Source organism: Pedobacter frigiditerrae, from assembly GCF_032678705.1.
Taxonomy (GTDB): Bacteria; Bacteroidota; Bacteroidia; order Sphingobacteriales; family Sphingobacteriaceae; genus Pedobacter; species Pedobacter frigiditerrae_A.
Window position 1 is genome coordinate 896,271 of sequence record NZ_JAVTSS010000002.1, and the last position, 15,050, is coordinate 911,320.

General features: G+C 36.0%; 16 protein-coding genes and 1 pseudogene. 11 read left to right on the plus strand and 6 right to left on the minus strand.

Features of this window, described 5'->3' with window-relative positions; all coding sequences use genetic code 11:
- Positions 1-66 precede the first annotated feature (66 nt).
- Complete coding sequence (locus R2Q59_RS14525; RefSeq protein ID WP_316786005.1) at positions 67-834, minus strand: exodeoxyribonuclease III; 768 nt, start codon at positions 832-834, stop codon at positions 67-69.
- Between the two features lie 87 nt (positions 835-921).
- Positions 922-1,629 (minus strand): peptidylprolyl isomerase, encoded by a 708-nt coding sequence (locus R2Q59_RS14530; RefSeq protein WP_316770227.1) that lies wholly within the window; start codon positions 1,627-1,629, stop codon positions 922-924.
- A gap of 233 nt (positions 1,630-1,862) precedes the next feature.
- On the opposite strand from R2Q59_RS14530, the gene R2Q59_RS14535 reads away from it, so the two are divergent.
- From R2Q59_RS14535 to R2Q59_RS14570, 8 genes are all read left to right on the plus strand, one after another.
- On the plus strand, positions 1,863-2,264 hold the full coding sequence (locus R2Q59_RS14535; RefSeq protein WP_316786006.1) for an HYC_CC_PP family protein: 402 nt from the start codon (positions 1,863-1,865) through the stop codon (positions 2,262-2,264).
- A 92-nt stretch (positions 2,265-2,356) separates the two neighbouring features.
- Entirely contained in the window at positions 2,357-2,893 is a 537-nt protein-coding gene (locus tag R2Q59_RS14540) for a heavy-metal-associated domain-containing protein (RefSeq protein ID WP_316786007.1), read from the plus strand.
- 101 nt (positions 2,894-2,994) lie between these two features.
- Positions 2,995-3,759 carry a hypothetical protein gene (locus R2Q59_RS14545; protein WP_316786008.1) on the plus strand — a complete coding sequence of 255 codons (765 nt, stop codon included), beginning with the start codon at positions 2,995-2,997 and terminating at the stop codon, positions 3,757-3,759.
- Between the two features lies 1 nt (position 3,760).
- On the plus strand, positions 3,761-4,267 hold the full coding sequence (locus tag R2Q59_RS14550; protein ID WP_316786009.1) for a DUF3347 domain-containing protein: 507 nt from the start codon (positions 3,761-3,763) through the stop codon (positions 4,265-4,267).
- Positions 4,268-4,831 (plus strand): AraC family transcriptional regulator, encoded by a 564-nt coding sequence (locus tag R2Q59_RS14555; protein WP_316770238.1) that lies wholly within the window; start codon positions 4,268-4,270, stop codon positions 4,829-4,831.
- Positions 4,832-4,898: 67 nt separating this feature from the next.
- Entirely contained in the window at positions 4,899-5,723 is an 825-nt protein-coding gene (gene ygiD / locus R2Q59_RS14560) for a 4,5-DOPA dioxygenase extradiol (RefSeq protein WP_316786010.1), read from the plus strand.
- 137 nt (positions 5,724-5,860) lie between these two features.
- Positions 5,861-6,583, plus strand: a complete 723-nt coding sequence (locus R2Q59_RS14565; protein WP_316786011.1) for a heavy-metal-associated domain-containing protein — start codon at positions 5,861-5,863, stop codon at positions 6,581-6,583.
- Positions 6,584-6,669: 86 nt separating this feature from the next.
- Positions 6,670-7,290, plus strand: coding sequence for a DUF305 domain-containing protein (locus tag R2Q59_RS14570; protein ID WP_316786012.1), 621 nt, complete (start codon positions 6,670-6,672; stop codon positions 7,288-7,290).
- On the opposite strand, the pseudogene R2Q59_RS14575 reads toward R2Q59_RS14570, so the two are convergent.
- The 4 genes and pseudogenes from R2Q59_RS14575 to R2Q59_RS14590 form a co-directional block, all read right to left on the minus strand.
- Positions 7,291-7,554: pseudogene (locus tag R2Q59_RS14575) on the minus strand (DUF6265 family protein); the annotation flags it as partial. It abuts the gene before it with no gap.
- A gap of 39 nt (positions 7,555-7,593) precedes the next feature.
- On the minus strand, positions 7,594-7,761 hold the full coding sequence (locus tag R2Q59_RS14580) for a hypothetical protein (RefSeq protein ID WP_316786014.1): 168 nt from the start codon (positions 7,759-7,761) through the stop codon (positions 7,594-7,596).
- 288 nt (positions 7,762-8,049) lie between these two features.
- Positions 8,050-8,586 (minus strand): YfiT family bacillithiol transferase, encoded by a 537-nt coding sequence (locus tag R2Q59_RS14585; RefSeq protein ID WP_316786015.1) that lies wholly within the window; start codon positions 8,584-8,586, stop codon positions 8,050-8,052.
- A 98-nt stretch (positions 8,587-8,684) separates the two neighbouring features.
- Positions 8,685-10,085, minus strand: a complete 1,401-nt coding sequence (locus R2Q59_RS14590; protein WP_316786016.1) for an aldehyde dehydrogenase family protein — start codon at positions 10,083-10,085, stop codon at positions 8,685-8,687.
- A gap of 115 nt (positions 10,086-10,200) precedes the next feature.
- Here R2Q59_RS14590 and R2Q59_RS14595 point away from each other — a divergent pair, with 115 nt between their 5' ends.
- The 3 genes from R2Q59_RS14595 to R2Q59_RS14605 all read left to right on the plus strand — a co-directional run bounded on the left by R2Q59_RS14595 (position 10,201) and on the right by R2Q59_RS14605 (position 15,015).
- Positions 10,201-11,430 carry a hypothetical protein gene (locus R2Q59_RS14595; RefSeq protein ID WP_316786017.1) on the plus strand — a complete coding sequence of 410 codons (1,230 nt, stop codon included), beginning with the start codon at positions 10,201-10,203 and terminating at the stop codon, positions 11,428-11,430.
- 196 nt (positions 11,431-11,626) lie between these two features.
- Positions 11,627-13,270, plus strand: coding sequence for a M14 family metallopeptidase (locus R2Q59_RS14600; RefSeq protein ID WP_316786018.1), 1,644 nt, complete (start codon positions 11,627-11,629; stop codon positions 13,268-13,270).
- Between the two features lie 14 nt (positions 13,271-13,284).
- On the plus strand, positions 13,285-15,015 hold the full coding sequence (locus R2Q59_RS14605; RefSeq protein WP_316786019.1) for a M14 family zinc carboxypeptidase: 1,731 nt from the start codon (positions 13,285-13,287) through the stop codon (positions 15,013-15,015).
- Positions 15,016-15,050 lie beyond the last annotated feature (35 nt).

Genomic DNA, 15,050 nt, shown 5'->3' on the forward strand with positions numbered 1-15,050 from the left:
ATTTGCGTAATGCGTATTGAGATAAGGCGACAAGAACATTTTCCCTCTTACATCTTCCATTTTACCTTATTCTATCTCCAACAACACAGGACAATGGTCAGAATGTAAAGCATCGGGTAAAATTCTAACGTTTTTTAACCTGTTTTCCATTGGTCTGCTTACCAAGTGATAATCAATTCGCCAACCTAAGTTTTTACCTCTTGAGCCAGCTCTATAACTCCACCATGTATAATGATGTGGGTCTTTATTGAAATGCCTGAAAGAATCTATAAAACCATTGTTCATGAACAGTTCCATCCATTCGCGTTCTTCAGGTAAAAATCCAGATGAGTTTGCGTTAGACTTTGGGTTATGAATATCTATCGGTTGATGGCAAATGTTATAATCTCCAGAGATAATTAAGTTTGGGTGTTCCTTTCTGATTTCATCAATATAAACATCAAAAAACTTCATAAACTCGTATTTTTTGATTTGTCTTTCATCGCCACTGGAACCTGATGGCATATATAAGCTCATTAAAGAAAACCCATCAAAATCAGCTCTTAAAACCCTTCCTTCGGCATCAATCCAAGGTTCGCCACAACCATAAGAAATGTTGTTGGGTTTAATTTTTGTTAAGATGGCAACACCGCTATACCCTTTTTTCTCGGCAGGAAACCAATAATGATGGTACCCTAACTGCTCAATTAAAGCAACAATTTCAGGGATTTGTTCTCTTAAGGCTTTCACTTCTTGCAAACAAACCATATCTGCATCCGTTGCTTGTAGCCAGTTGAAAAGACCTTTTGTTGCGGCAGCACGGATGCCATTTACGTTATAGGAGATAATCTTCATTTTAGTGTTGAGTATTTTGTATCAAGTAGCGAGTATCAAGTAGCAAGATTGGGCGGATAACATTTGCTCCAACTCCTCTTTCCTCACTTATTTATTGTTGCCTTTTTTCAGTTCTTTCTCTAGTTTTTTCGCTTCTCTTTTCTTTAACACAGTAACAGTCATTTTTACATCAGTTACAGGTCTGTCTCCTTTTGCTGTTGGTTCAGCTGCAATGTTATCAACCATTTCTAAGCCTTTAACCACTTCTCCAAAAACAGTGTAATTTCTATCTAAATGCGGCGTGCCACCAATGGTTTTATAAACTTGACGTTGCCATTCTGGAATTATGAATTTCATCCTGTTTTTCTCAACAGCAGCTAAAGTTGAGTCGTTCCAGACTTTTCCTTGAACGATGTAAAATTGAGAGCCGCTTGAGGCTTTGGTTGGGTTTGAATTATCGCCTTCTCTAGCCGCTGCTAATACACCCTTTTTATGAAATAAACTATCTACAAACTCTGCAGGAATAGTGTATTTCGGACCGCCTTCACCTAAAGCAGCGCCAGCTACTGCGTTTTTAGAATCTGGGTCTCCTCCTTGAATCATAAAAGCTTTTATCACCCTGTGAAATAATGTGCCATCAAAAAAACCTTCCTTAGCTAGTTTTAAAAAGTTATCACGATGTAAAGGTGTTTCATTGTAGAGTTTAATAATCACTTCACCTTTTGAAGTTGTGATTTTTACATATTGATTTTTAGGTTTTGCCGCGAAAGTTGTTAGAAAACAAAGGCACAAAAGAAGCGTAAAGAGGTTTTTCATAAGTGGAAATGAATTTATGCTAAGGTATTTAAAAAATGGAAGAGATGAATAAGATTAAACCAAAAAAGATGTCATCCTGAGCGTAGTCGAAGGAATCTTTTTTGGTTTTTTGTTGAATTAAATTTGTCTTCGACTACGCTCAGACTGACACCACGCTGAAGACCATTTAATTTACCATTTTTTAACAATTGATAAAATCTCAATTCAAAAATTTATGTATAGCTTTGTTAATAATGAAGTTAAAGCAAAAATTAGCGATAGGCCTTTGCACCTTTTACCTTTTAAGCGTAATTGGTTTGGCTTTGAGCATTCATTTTTGTGGAGGCAAATTAGCGGCTGTTTCAGTTACAAATGCAAAAGCAGTTTGTAAATTTTGTAAAGCAGAAACTGCAGACAAAAAGGATGATGGCTGTTGTAAAAACACCAAAATTGAAGCTAAAGTTAAAGATTCTCATCAAGTAGAGAGTACTTTCAAATTACCAAAACTATTCAGTTTTGAAACACTCCTTCATCCAAAATTTGCAGACTTATTAAGTCAAATTCTACCATCTTATTTTACCAAGGTAGTCAACAAAGCGCCACCCAAGTCCAAGGGCGTGGCTTTGCATATCTTCAACTGCGTTTTCAGAAATTAGCAATAAGTTAGGCTAAGGATTGTTTCCTTATGCTTTATTTTTTATTTCCCATCAAGGGGGATGAATATTGACTCATTTATAAAATTTCGACAATGAAAACGACTAAAATTATATTCAGTATTTTGATGCTTTTTGCTATAAACAAAGTATCGGCCCAGCAAATTACCACAGTAGAAATGCAAGTAACGGGATTAACTTGTTCCATGTGTTCTCAGGCTACAGAAAAGTCATTACGTACTTTAGATTATGTAAGTAATGTAACACCAGATTTAAACAAAAACTTATTTGTTATTACTTTCAAAAAAGACAAAGCTGTAAACTTCGACCAATTGAACAAAAAGGTTAAAGAAGCAGGTTTTTCAGTGGGCAAACTAGATGCAACAGTAAACTTTAACCAAGTTAAAATAGACGATGATGGGCAAGCGATTGTAGGTTCAAATGTTTATCGTTTTGCCAACGCAAAAAGCAAGGTTTTAAACGGACCGGTTAAAGTTAGCGTAATTGACAAAAGCTTCATTTCTAATGCTGCATTTAAACAAAAATCATTAACCGTAAAGTTTGATTCTTATGCAAGTGGAACAGGAACTGTTAATGGTAAAAAGACTAGAATTTATCATTTAAGCATATAATGATGATTGGGAAATCAATAGGGTTATTGCTAATTTTTATTGGCTTTAATCAGGTTGTCGGTGCTCAGGAGCTTTATGTTTTTACTGAGCCCGCTAGCAATATGCCAAAAAATTCAATTGCTATTCGCCTTACAAATGAGGGGATGTTTAAGCCCAGCTTTACAAACAGAACAATTGTTGAAGGTATGGTTGGGTTGAATAAAAACTTGATGTTTCACGTACAAGGCTTCATGTCTGATATGGATGGAAAATATCGTGTAGAAGGAGGAAGTTTTTATACGAAATATAGGTTTTTATCATTGGATAATGAGCATAGTCATTTTCGTGGGGCACTTTACGGCAGAATTAGTACAAGTAAACGTGAAATGACTAGCGAAGACATTAATTTAGAAGGGGATAATTCTGGTTGGCAAGGCGGATTAGTTATTACGCAATTGATTCACAAATTGGCCTTATCAGCTACGGTAGGTTATAGTAGCACTTTTAAAAAACAAGATGATATGTTGTACTTTGACCCAAGTATGATGTTTCATTCGCCAACACCAATGTTTATGACAATGAAAATGCCCGATGAAATGGTTAATTACAGCCTTTCATCTGGCTATTTATTGTTGCCATTTGTTTATAAAAACTATAATCAACCTAACTTTAATTTGTATTTTGAGGTACTAGGCAAAACAAATCCTGCTAATGGAAATTCTTACTTAGATTTGGCGCCAGCTGTTCAAGTAATTTTAAATAGCAAAACGAGGATAGATTTGGGTTATCGTTTTCAAGCAACAGGAAATATGCCAAATAGATATTTGAAAAACATGTACTTGGCAAGAGTAGAATTTAATTTTTTTAACGCATTAAGTAAGAACTAAAATGAAAAGAATATTTTTAATGATGGCTGTATTTAGCAGCGTAATTTTTTCAGTAGCAAAAGCACAAACAGCTGGTACAAAAACAGAATTTGATAAAACTTTAAATGCTTATTTCAATATTAAGAATGCCTTGGCAAAAGACAATGCAACATTAGCAAGTCAAAATACTAAAGCGCTGTTAGCTAACATTGAAAGTTTTCCAACCAAGAAATTATCTGGGAGCCAGCTAGAACTATGGAAAACTGAAACGGCGAAAATAAAAGCCGCAGCATTGGCAATAGGCAATGAGAAAGTAATTAAAGTGCAAAGACAGAGCTTTTGGGCGGTTTCTACTGCTATGATTAATTTGGCTAAAGCTTTTAAATTAAACAGCGAAGTGGTTTATGTGCAATATTGTCCAATGGCGAAAAAAAGCTGGTTAAATGAAGTGGAGGATGTTCAAAATCCATTTTATGGCAGTATGATGTACGACTGTGGAGAAGTAACAGAAACAATTGCAAAAAAATAAATGCAACTGTACATTAAGAATATGGTGTGCAACCGTTGTAAAATGGTGGTTAAAGCTGAGTTAGAAAACCTTGGCTTTAATCCCATTTCTGTTCAATTGGGAGAAGTAAGAATTGAGCAAGAAAATATAAGTGAAGTAGAGAAGAAAGGCTTGAAGTTAGCTTTAGATAAATTCGGCTTTGAGCTTCTAACTGAAAAGAAGGAGCAATTAGTTGAACAAGTTAAAACAGCAATTATCGAATTGGTTCACTATTCGAAAGAGGCATTGAAGTTTAACTTATCTGATTATTTGAGCCAAAAACTGGATGTTGAATATGCTAGTTTAAGCGCTACTTTTTCTGAGCAAGAACATCAAACCATTGAGAAATATTTCATCGCCCAAAAAATAGAAAAAGTTAAAGAGCTTTTAACTTATGGCGAAAAATCGCTGAGTGAAATTGCTTACGACTTAAACTACAGCAGCGTTGCTCATCTATCTACTCAGTTTAAAAAAGTTACTGGAGAAACGCCATCAGCGTTCAAATTAAATAAAAACACAAATCGCAAGACTTTAAACGAGGTCTAATTTCTTATCCTAAATCAACGTTTAAAATCATCGTGCTACGTAACTTTGTGTAAGTAAAACGATAAAGATGGAAACGCTAAATCAATTTAAAAAATTCACTGCAGAGTTAAATCAAACAGAGTTGATGCCAGTTCTTTTTATGGGGCATGGTTCTCCTATGAATGGGATTGAATTAAATGAATTTAGCTCGAAATGGATTGATATTGCACAAAATATCGTTGTTCCAAAAGCCGTTTTAGTAGTTTCTGCACATTGGTTTACCAGAGGGACTAAAATTACCGCAATGGATATGCCGCCAACAATTCACGATTTTGGAGGATTTCCGCAGGCACTTTTTGATGTTCAATGTCCAGCTGCTGGGAATCCGCAATTGGCAAAGGAAACAGCAGATTTAATAAAATCTACCAACATAGTTCTAGACCACGACTGGGGCTTAGACCATGGCGCTTGGTCGGTTATAAAACATATGTATCCCAAAGCAGATATTCCTGTTTTGCAATTAAGCATCGACTATACCAAGGATGCGCAATACCATTATAATTTGGCAAAAGAATTATCCGCCTTGCGCAAAAAAGGCGTGCTTATTTTAGGTAGCGGAAACATGGTGCACAACCTTAGAATGATGAGTTGGGAAATGATAAATGGTGGTGGTTACGACTGGGCAATTGAAGCCAATGATAAGTTTAAAAACGCGATTTCAAATAAAAATCATCAATCGTTAATTAACTACCAAAGTATGGGAAGTGAAGTGATGTTAGGTATTCCTACGCCGGAACATTACCTGCCACTAATGTACACCTTGGGCTTGCAAAATGAAAAAGAAGAAGCCACCTTATTTAATGATAAAGCAATTGGCGGTTCTCTAACTATGACTTCTGTGCAGGTTGGTTAATCGATTAATCTTTAAAAAGAGATAGATCCTTCGCTGCGCTCTGGATGACAAAACGCATTAAAATTATGTAAATCTTATCGGTTATTGTGTAACAAAGGCTCGGGTTGCTTGTTATAATTTTGTATATCAAATTTAAAATGATGACACATGATTATAAAGTAACTGGAATGACCTGTTCTAGTTGCGAAAGCAAGGTAAAAAGCAGTTTGTTGATGCTGCCCAACATTACATCCGTTGAGGTTTCTAAAGACACCAATTCGGCGACAATTTCGATGGATAAACACATTTCACTAGCCGACCTGCAAAGTGCTCTAGGCGGCAGTGAATCTAAGTATCAAATTGCGCCATTATCACACAGTGAAGTCGTTGAAGAAACTAAGTCTTTTTTTGAAACCTATAAACCTGTTCTTTTATTATTTGGATACATTGGCTTGGTTTCTATCATCGCCAGTTTGCAAAACGGAACCATAAATTTTATGCAGTTTATGCGTTTTTTTATGGCGGGATTTTTCTTGGCATTTTCATTCTTTAAGCTCATTAACCTAAAAGGATTTGCAGAGAGCTACTCAATGTATGACGTTGTGGCTAAACAAATTAAATCTTGGGGATACCTTTATGCATTTATAGAATTGAGCTTAGGCATAGCTTTTCTTATCAATTTTAATCCATTTTTAACCAATTGGGTTACTTTAATAGTAATGTCTATCAGCATAATTGGCGTTTTGCAAAGTGTTTTAAACAAGCGAAAAATCCAATGCGCTTGCTTAGGGGCGGTGTTTAATTTGCCAATGAGCACACTAACCATAATTGAAGATTTATTGATGATTTCCATGAGTGCAACCATGTTAATTTTAATGTAAAATGAAACCATCATGAGCAAACGCTAACAAACAGCAAGGAGGATGCTTATGATAGCTTCATCACAAATAAAACAAATAATATACAGATGAAAACAATAACAATCCTATTAGCCGCTATGGCTATTACAATTTCTGCTTGTAATCAAGCAGAAAAAACAGATGAAAAAATGGACCATTCTATGTCTCATCAACCCACAAAGGCGGGTAATGTGATGATGGACGCAATGGATGAAAGTATGATGGCTATGCATAAAGCAAAACAAACAGGCAATGCCGATTACGATTTTGCATCAATGATGATTCCACATCATGAAGGAGCGATAAAGATGGCTGAGGCTTTGTTGAAAGAAGGTAAATCGGCGGCCTTAATTGATTTTTCAAACAAGGTTATTACAGCGCAGCAAAGAGAAATCTCGTTGTTAAAAGACTTTCTGAAAACGGCAAGTCAAGAGCCAAATAAGGAAGCAGCAGCATTTAAAAAAGCGATTGATTCATCAATGGCTCCGATGATGGACGGAATGGCGAAAGTAAAATTAACAGGCGATATTGATAAGGATTTCGTCGCCTTGATGATTCCGCATCATCAAAGTGCGGTTGATATGGCGAAGGCCTATTTGCCATTTGCCAATAACGCACAGATTAAGGCTATTGCAGAACAAATTTTAAAAGCGCAGGAAGAAGAGATTAAATGGTTACAAAAGCAGTAGTTATTTCCTTTTCTGATAACTGTATTCCATCTTACTTTTCTTGCCGCTCATGGTTCCCCAAATCCAAGCGAATAGCTTATCTTTTCCTTTGTTTTCATAAACTATTCGCTGCGGAAAATCATGTGCCTTATTTTCAAATATGAATAGCCTCTCCTCAAAAGAAATAAGTTTAAACTTAACCGTTTTGGTTTTGTCTTCTTGAGCACCCGTTACGCAATAATAAAAATTACCGCCAATTTTTTTGATTACGACATTTTCCATTAAAGTACTGTCGCCTTTTAAATTGTGCTTGTAGCTTTTACCCTATAGACTATCTTTTTTACTTATCCAAGTTTCAGTTATTTTCCCTTTCGCTGTTTTCATTTCCCATGCGCCCAACATAAAGTTAAACTGTTTAAGGGATTTGTTTTGCGCATCGGCGGATAATTGAAAGACAAATAGGAAAGCGAATAATGCTAGATATTTTTTCATATTGATAAGTTTAATTTTACAAATTGGCAGCAATACTAAAGTCTTTCAGAACAAGTTTAATTTTGGTGGTGGTTATCCCAGAGGGATAAAACATTTATAGTCAATTATATGGTATACATTCGACCCCAGATGGGTCGCACATCATAATTGCTATTTAGCTATAAATATAAGACCTCGCTGAGGTCTAAACAATCCAGATATAAAATCCAGTTAGTGGCTAACAAAACAGGCATTCATAACAAATTTATCATTGGTTTTTAAGAACATACCCATTTTCAAAAATTTATCTTACGAATAATTAACATTTAAAGTTAATTGAATGTGTGCTAAATGATGTTTGCCATGCCAAGCATAATTGCCAACTAAATAGCCTAAAGTAAATTCTTTTCCAGCTCCTGGGTGAAAATAGGTCCTGTCGAAATCGCTAATAGCTAGTGTTTTTAATAACGACACTAAACGCTTATGTATCGCTTTTAAAATATCAATCGAAAGTTGGATATCTCCAGTTTTTCCATCTGCTAACTCTGCCCATCTTTCTTCGTGATAAGGCCTCACCGTTGGATTTTCTTCTGTTAAAGTTAAATGCACACGTGTGTAAGCATTGATGTGACTATCAGCTAAATGATGCACAACTTGCCTAACTGTCCAGCCATCTGGGCGATAAGGAATTTCCAAATCCGCGTCACTTAAACCAGCAGTTATTTCTACAATTTCGTGGGGTAAAGTTTCTAATTGTTCAATCCACTCTTTAAGCATACTTTCGCTAATTGTTTCAGGTGGATTGTATTCCCCGATGGGATATTTTAAGCTTTCTAAATCTTGCATAAATTGGAATTATTTTTTGTGAACCATATAAGGATTATAAGAAAATGTAAGCATAAAGTTTTAAATCACTTTGTGTCCTTGGTGCCTTTGTGGTTAAACTACATTATTTTCTTCAACATTTTTAGCACCCATTCCTTACCAGCATAAGGTGGATAAATCATTTTATTAAAATTAATTCTTCTTTGAAACATAACGGCTCTTTCATGGGAGAAATTCTTGAAACCAAAAAAACCATGACTACTTCCCATTCCGCTTCCATTTACACCACCAAATGGCAATTTCGGATTAGAGATATGGATTAAAACATCATTTACACAAGTGCCGCCTGCGCTAGTATTTTTGATGATATGTTTAATCGTCTTGCTACTCTTGCTAAAAATATAAAGTGCCAATGGTTTGCTTTTTGCGTTGATTTGTTCAATTACTTCATCTATATTTTGATAAGTAATAATTGGTAAAATCGGGCCAAATATTTCCTCTTTCATCACTTTGGTTTCTGGAGAAACTTTGCTTAAAATAACAGGATAAATGGTTTGGTCTTGCTCTTCAAACTGACCGCCCCAATCTATTCTTGCTCCTTTTTCCAGCGCTTCATCAACTAAGTTTTTTAACCTTTCGTAATGTTTGTGGCTGATGATTTTACCGTAAACGTGATGGTCTATTTTAGTTTCTGTTTTAAAAAACATTCTACTTGCTGCAGCTTTATACAACCTGATAAATTCATCGTGCTGTTGCTCGTGTACAAAAAGATAATCTGGTGCAATGCAGGTTTGTCCGCTGTTAACCAATTTACCCCAAGCAATTTTCTCTGCTACTTTTTCTAGGTTAACATCTTTATCAATTATTGTGGGCGATTTGCCCCCAAGTTCTAATGTTACTGATGTTAAATTTTTTGAAGCAGCTTCCATGACCACTTTTCCGATTGCCGTACTTCCTGTAAAAAAGATATGGTCGAATGGTAATTTTAAAAGAACAGTTGAGGTATCGGCATTGCCTTCAAAACAAGCAACTTCTTGTTCAGTAAAGGCTTCAACTATAATTTTTGAAACAACTTTACTAGTTGCTGGACTTAATTCTGATGGTTTAACAATACAACAATTTCCTGCTGCTATTGCAGAAATCAAAGGGCTCATTGTTAATTGAAATGGATAATTCCAAGGCGCAATGATTAAACAAATGCCTTTCGGTTCGTAATACAATCTGTTTTTTGCAAATGGATTACTTAAAGTGGCGGCGATGTGTTTTGGACGCATCCAAGCACTTAGCTTTTTAATGGCAAAATCTAGCTCACCATAAACGAAAATCAACTCTGTTACCGCAGCCTCAAATTCGCTTTTTCGTAAATCGCTTTCTAAAGCCTGATATATTTCAGATTCGTTTTTTAGAATGGCATTTTTTAAAGCTTTTAATCTCGAAATCCGCTGTGCGGTATTTTCTTTTCTAAGCGTATATTTGTAAGCTTGTTGAGAATTAAAAACTTGATTGATTTTTTGCTCCATATTCTTGAGAACTAATAAGTTCTTGATTTGTTAAATATAGTTAAATGGCAATCAAATTCTTAAAAAACACATCCAAATAAAGCATATTGCGTATATAAGTTTACATCCTTATAAAATGGTAAAGAAGATATTTTTGGTTTTATTTTTAGCTGCTTTTTTTAGCAAAGCTGATGCGCAAAAAACGGCTACAAAAAAGGTAAAAGAAGAACCTTTTGTGGCTAAGGTTTTAGTCATTGGAAACGGAAATGCAGCACTTGCTGCTGGTGTCCAATCTGCCATTTCTGGAGTTAAAACAACTATTTTATTACAAGCTGGTGGTTTCGACCTTTCTCCTGTTAATGAAGATTTAAGTTCAGGAATTCAAACAAGGTTTTTAAAAGAGTACCGAGCGTTTTTGATGGAGAAAGATAGCACTAAGACTGTTCCTTTCGATAAACAAAAGGCAAATTCTTCTTTAGGCGTTTGGGTAGACAGCATTAAAAACCTGAATGTTGTGAAAAATATAATGTGGACTAAAGCAGAACGTTCTGGTAAAAATTGGGTTTTTAGATTAAGCGATGGAAGTACAATTAGACCCAAAGTTTTAATAAATCCTGCAGATGCAAAATTGAATGAGGCTTTAAAAATAACTGCTCCGAATACACTGTGGAATATGTTAGATTATAACAATACGCTTTATAGAACAAGTGTTGCTAGTGGAAAATTAATCAAAGGAAGTAAGGCAACTATTTTTTCAATGTATCAGTTGCTGGTTCCAAATCAAGAAAATTTAGTTTGGATTAACGACCCCGAAAGTATGGCCATTGGTCAGGCAGCAGGAGCAACAGCTGCTTATGCTGCATTTTTCGACTTGAAAACATCAGAATCAAACTTGAAAAAGATACAAGGCGAATTGATTAATTATAAATTGGATTTAATGCCGTTTGCTGATATCAAACAACCCGACACCAATTGGAAAGCAATACAGTTTGTTGGCATTACTGGAGTTTTAAAAGCAGAAATGGATGGTAAGTCTGCTAAATTCTCTCCTAATAAACTGGTAACTACCGATGAAATTAAACAGCCCATAAAAGACTTTTACTACAAGGCTCAAATTTGGTTTGATGATTATAAAAATCCAATAATAACCATCGGCTCTGCTTTAGACATGATAAGTTATGTGGGGAATAAGTCTTTGGAAACGATGAAGAAAGACATCCAGAAAAAATGGAAAACATCTTATCAGTTTAAAACTGAACTTGATTTAGAAAGACAGATTAACAGAAGGGAACTCGCTGTTCTGTTGCAGGATTTTATGCCTCCTTTTAACGTAAATATTGATGAAAAAGGTAAGGTAGTAAGGTAAAATTTTTAACCACCAAGACACTAAGGCCACCAAGGTAAATTCAGTTTTCATTGTGTATTTTGTGCCTTGGTGTTTACCCCCTACCATCAACCTTCATCCCCTCAACCTACCTTCTGTAACATTTGTAAAATCTTGATAGGCTTTAGATTATGTAACTGCTTTTTTTCTATAAATTGCAGGCATAACCTAAACAAAAATGAAGAAACTATACCTTTTTAACCTGTTTTTTCTGCTATTGCTATGCAATGTCTCGGCACAAAATCAACAGGATTATAGCAACAATGCCAAATTAGCCCAAAGGGTTAAGGCGCTTGCAGACAAATATCCCCAATTAGTTAAATCAAAAACCTTAACACAAACCGCTGGCGGAAAAGACATTCTAATGTTAACCATCGGCTCTGGCAAAACAGAACAAAAGCCAGCAATCGTTGTGGTTGGTGGGGTCGAAGGCAAGCATCTTTTAGGGGTGGAAATGGCAATTGGTTTTGCAGAAAAATTGATGGCTTCCTCAACTACAGATAGCATTAAAACACTGCTAAACAAGCAAACTTTCTATGTTTTTCCGAACATGAGCCCTGATGCAACGGAGCAATATTTTGCCAAAGTGAAAACTGAAAGAAGTGGTAATGCTACTAAAACGGACGATGATAGAGATGGAAAATTAAACGAAGATGACGTTGATGATTTAGACGAGAACGGGAAAATCACAATGATGAGAATCGTTGACCCAACAGGGAAGTATAAATTAAATACCGACGACCCACGCTCTTTGCTAATGGCTGATTTTACCAAAGGCGAATCGGGAAAATACATTTTATTGCCAGAGGGAATTGACAATGATAAAGACGGGGATTTTAATGAAGATGGAGAAGGCGGCATAAGCTTCAATAAGAATTCAAGCTATAACTTTAAACCATTTGTTTCAGGCGCTGGAGAATATGCGGTTTCAGAAAAGGAAAACAGAGCATTGTTCGATTTCTTATATGATGCCTTTAACGTATACGCAGTTGTAACTTTCGGTCCAACAAATAATTTATCTACACCTGTTACCTTTAATCCTACAGCAATTTCTAAAAGAATTATCACAGGTTGGTTCGAGGCAGATGTAAAAGCAAATGCATTGGTTTCTGAAAGATATAACAAGATTACAAAAACAAAGGATGCCCCAAAAACACAAGCAGAAAGTGGAGATTTTTCTCAATGGGGATATTTTCACTATGGTCGTTTAAGCTTTAGCACACCTGGTTGGTGGGTTCCAAAAGTTGCTCCCGATTCGGCTCGTAAAGAGAAGAAATTTGCCAACGAAGACGCAATTGCCTCTTATTTGAGATGGGCAACTAGCCAAGGAATTACCAATACATTCACACCGTGGAAAGCAGTAACTCATCCAGATTTTCCTGGACAAACTGTTGAAGTTGGTGGTGTTGACCCATTTGTATTAATCAACCCACCTTATAAATTGGTAGATGGAATTGTGGCAAAACATACAGATTTTGTAGTGAGCTTGGCTGCAATGGCGCCTCAAATAGATTTCATAAATCTGAAAACAGAGAAAGTAGCAGACGGATTAACTCGAGTTACATTAAGCGTGTTAAATACTGGAGATTTATCTACCTATACCAAAATTGGCGATAGAAGTTATTTCTTGAAAAAGATTGTGGTGAAGGTAAATACCAATGCTAATCAAACAGTTGTTAGCGGACGAAAAAACCAATCGCTAGAAAGTATTCAAGGAAAAGAATATAAAGAGTTAACATGGTTGATAAAAGGTAGCGGCAAAGTAACTATTGACGCTACTAGTCCAACTACAGGAAGTAAATCAATCGAGGTATCACTATAAAATCAGAACAGACGATGAAAATAAAACATACAATTCTTCTGGTTGCATTTATTTTGTGTGCCGGAATTTTAAAAGCCCAACAGCCCGAAAATATTTTGGCAGCAGTTGGCACACCTCCAAATCCGAAGGTTCAAGTAAGCTGGAACAGATATAACGACCACGCTGCAATTACAGACATTTGCAAAAAGTTAGCTGCCGCTCATCCGAATTTGGTGAAGTTGGAGTCGATGGGAAAATCCTTTAAAGGCAAAGAACTTTGGGTAATGACCATTACAGATTCAAAAGTTGGCAGTGCCGATAAAAAACCAGCCATGTACATTGATGGAAATATCCACTCTAATGAAATTCAGGGAAGTGAATTTGCTTTGTATACTGCTTGGTATTTGGCAGAAATGTTCGCTTCGGGCAATAAAGCTGTTATGTCTTTACTGGCAGATAAAACTTTTTATATCGCCCCGACCATTAACCCTGATGCAAGAGATAATTTTATTCATCAGGCAAACACCGCTCACTCTCCGAGAACAGGTTTAATCCCTATCGACAATGACCGTGATGGTACAACGAACGAAGACGGTTTTGATGATTTAGATAACGACGGGCAAATTGTGATGATGCGTCGTAAAAGTGCAACTGGTCGTTACAAAGTTGACCCAACCGATAACAGAAGAATGATTTTGGTAAGTGGGGAAGAAAAAGGAGAATACGAGCTTTTAGGAAGCGAAGGAATTGATAACGATGGTGATGGTTTCGTAAACGAAGATGGCGAAGGTGCTTATGACCCAAATAGAGATTGGGGATGGAACTGGCAGCCAAATTATATTCAAGGAGGTGCTTATAAATATCCTTTTTCAATTCCAGAAAATAGGGCAATTGTAGATTTTGTAATGAAACATCCAAACATCGCGGCAGCACAATCTTACCACAATAATGGTGGTATGATTTTAAGAGGCCCAGGTGCTTTAGAGGATTTGGATACTTACAACGCGTTAGATATTAGAGTGTATGATGCTCTAGGAAAAAAAGGCGAAGAGATGCTGCCAGGCTATAAATACTTAGTGGTTTACAAGGATTTGTATTCGGTTTTTGGTGGCGAGCTAGATTGGTTTTATGGCGGAAGAGGAATTTATACTTTCTCTAACGAATTATGGACTGGTTATTCGATGTACAATAAAACAGATGGAGAAGACAGTCAAGCACAATTGTATACTTTTGATAAAGACTTGTTAATGAAAGATGCTTTTGTTGATTGGCACCCTTTTAAACACCCAACTTATGGCGACATAGAAATTGGTGGTTTCAAGAAAACCTACACTCGTTTACACCCAGGGTTTTTGCTAGAAAGCGACGCTCATCGTAACATGGCTTTTAGTGTTTATCATGCGTACAATACGCCAAAATTATCTGTTGGAGAAATTGAAGTAAAAGACATTGGCGGGCTAACTCAGGTTACGGCAATTATCAATAACGATAGAATGATTCCTACACACTCTAGTCAGGACGTGAAAAATAATATCGAAATACCAGATATCATTTCATTAACAGGCGGAACCGTTGTTGCAGGTATGATTGTAACAAATCGTGATATGAATTTTACCGTTGAACAAAAAAGAGACCCAGCAAATATTAAAGTTCAAAATATCCCTGGAAACTCTTTTGTAACCGTTCGTTGGTTAGTAAAAGGGGGAAGTAAATTCACAGTAAACGTAGACAGCAAAAAAGGCGGTTTAGCCAGTAAATCTAATTAATAAGTCTTGTCATCCAGAGCGTAGCGAAGGATCTA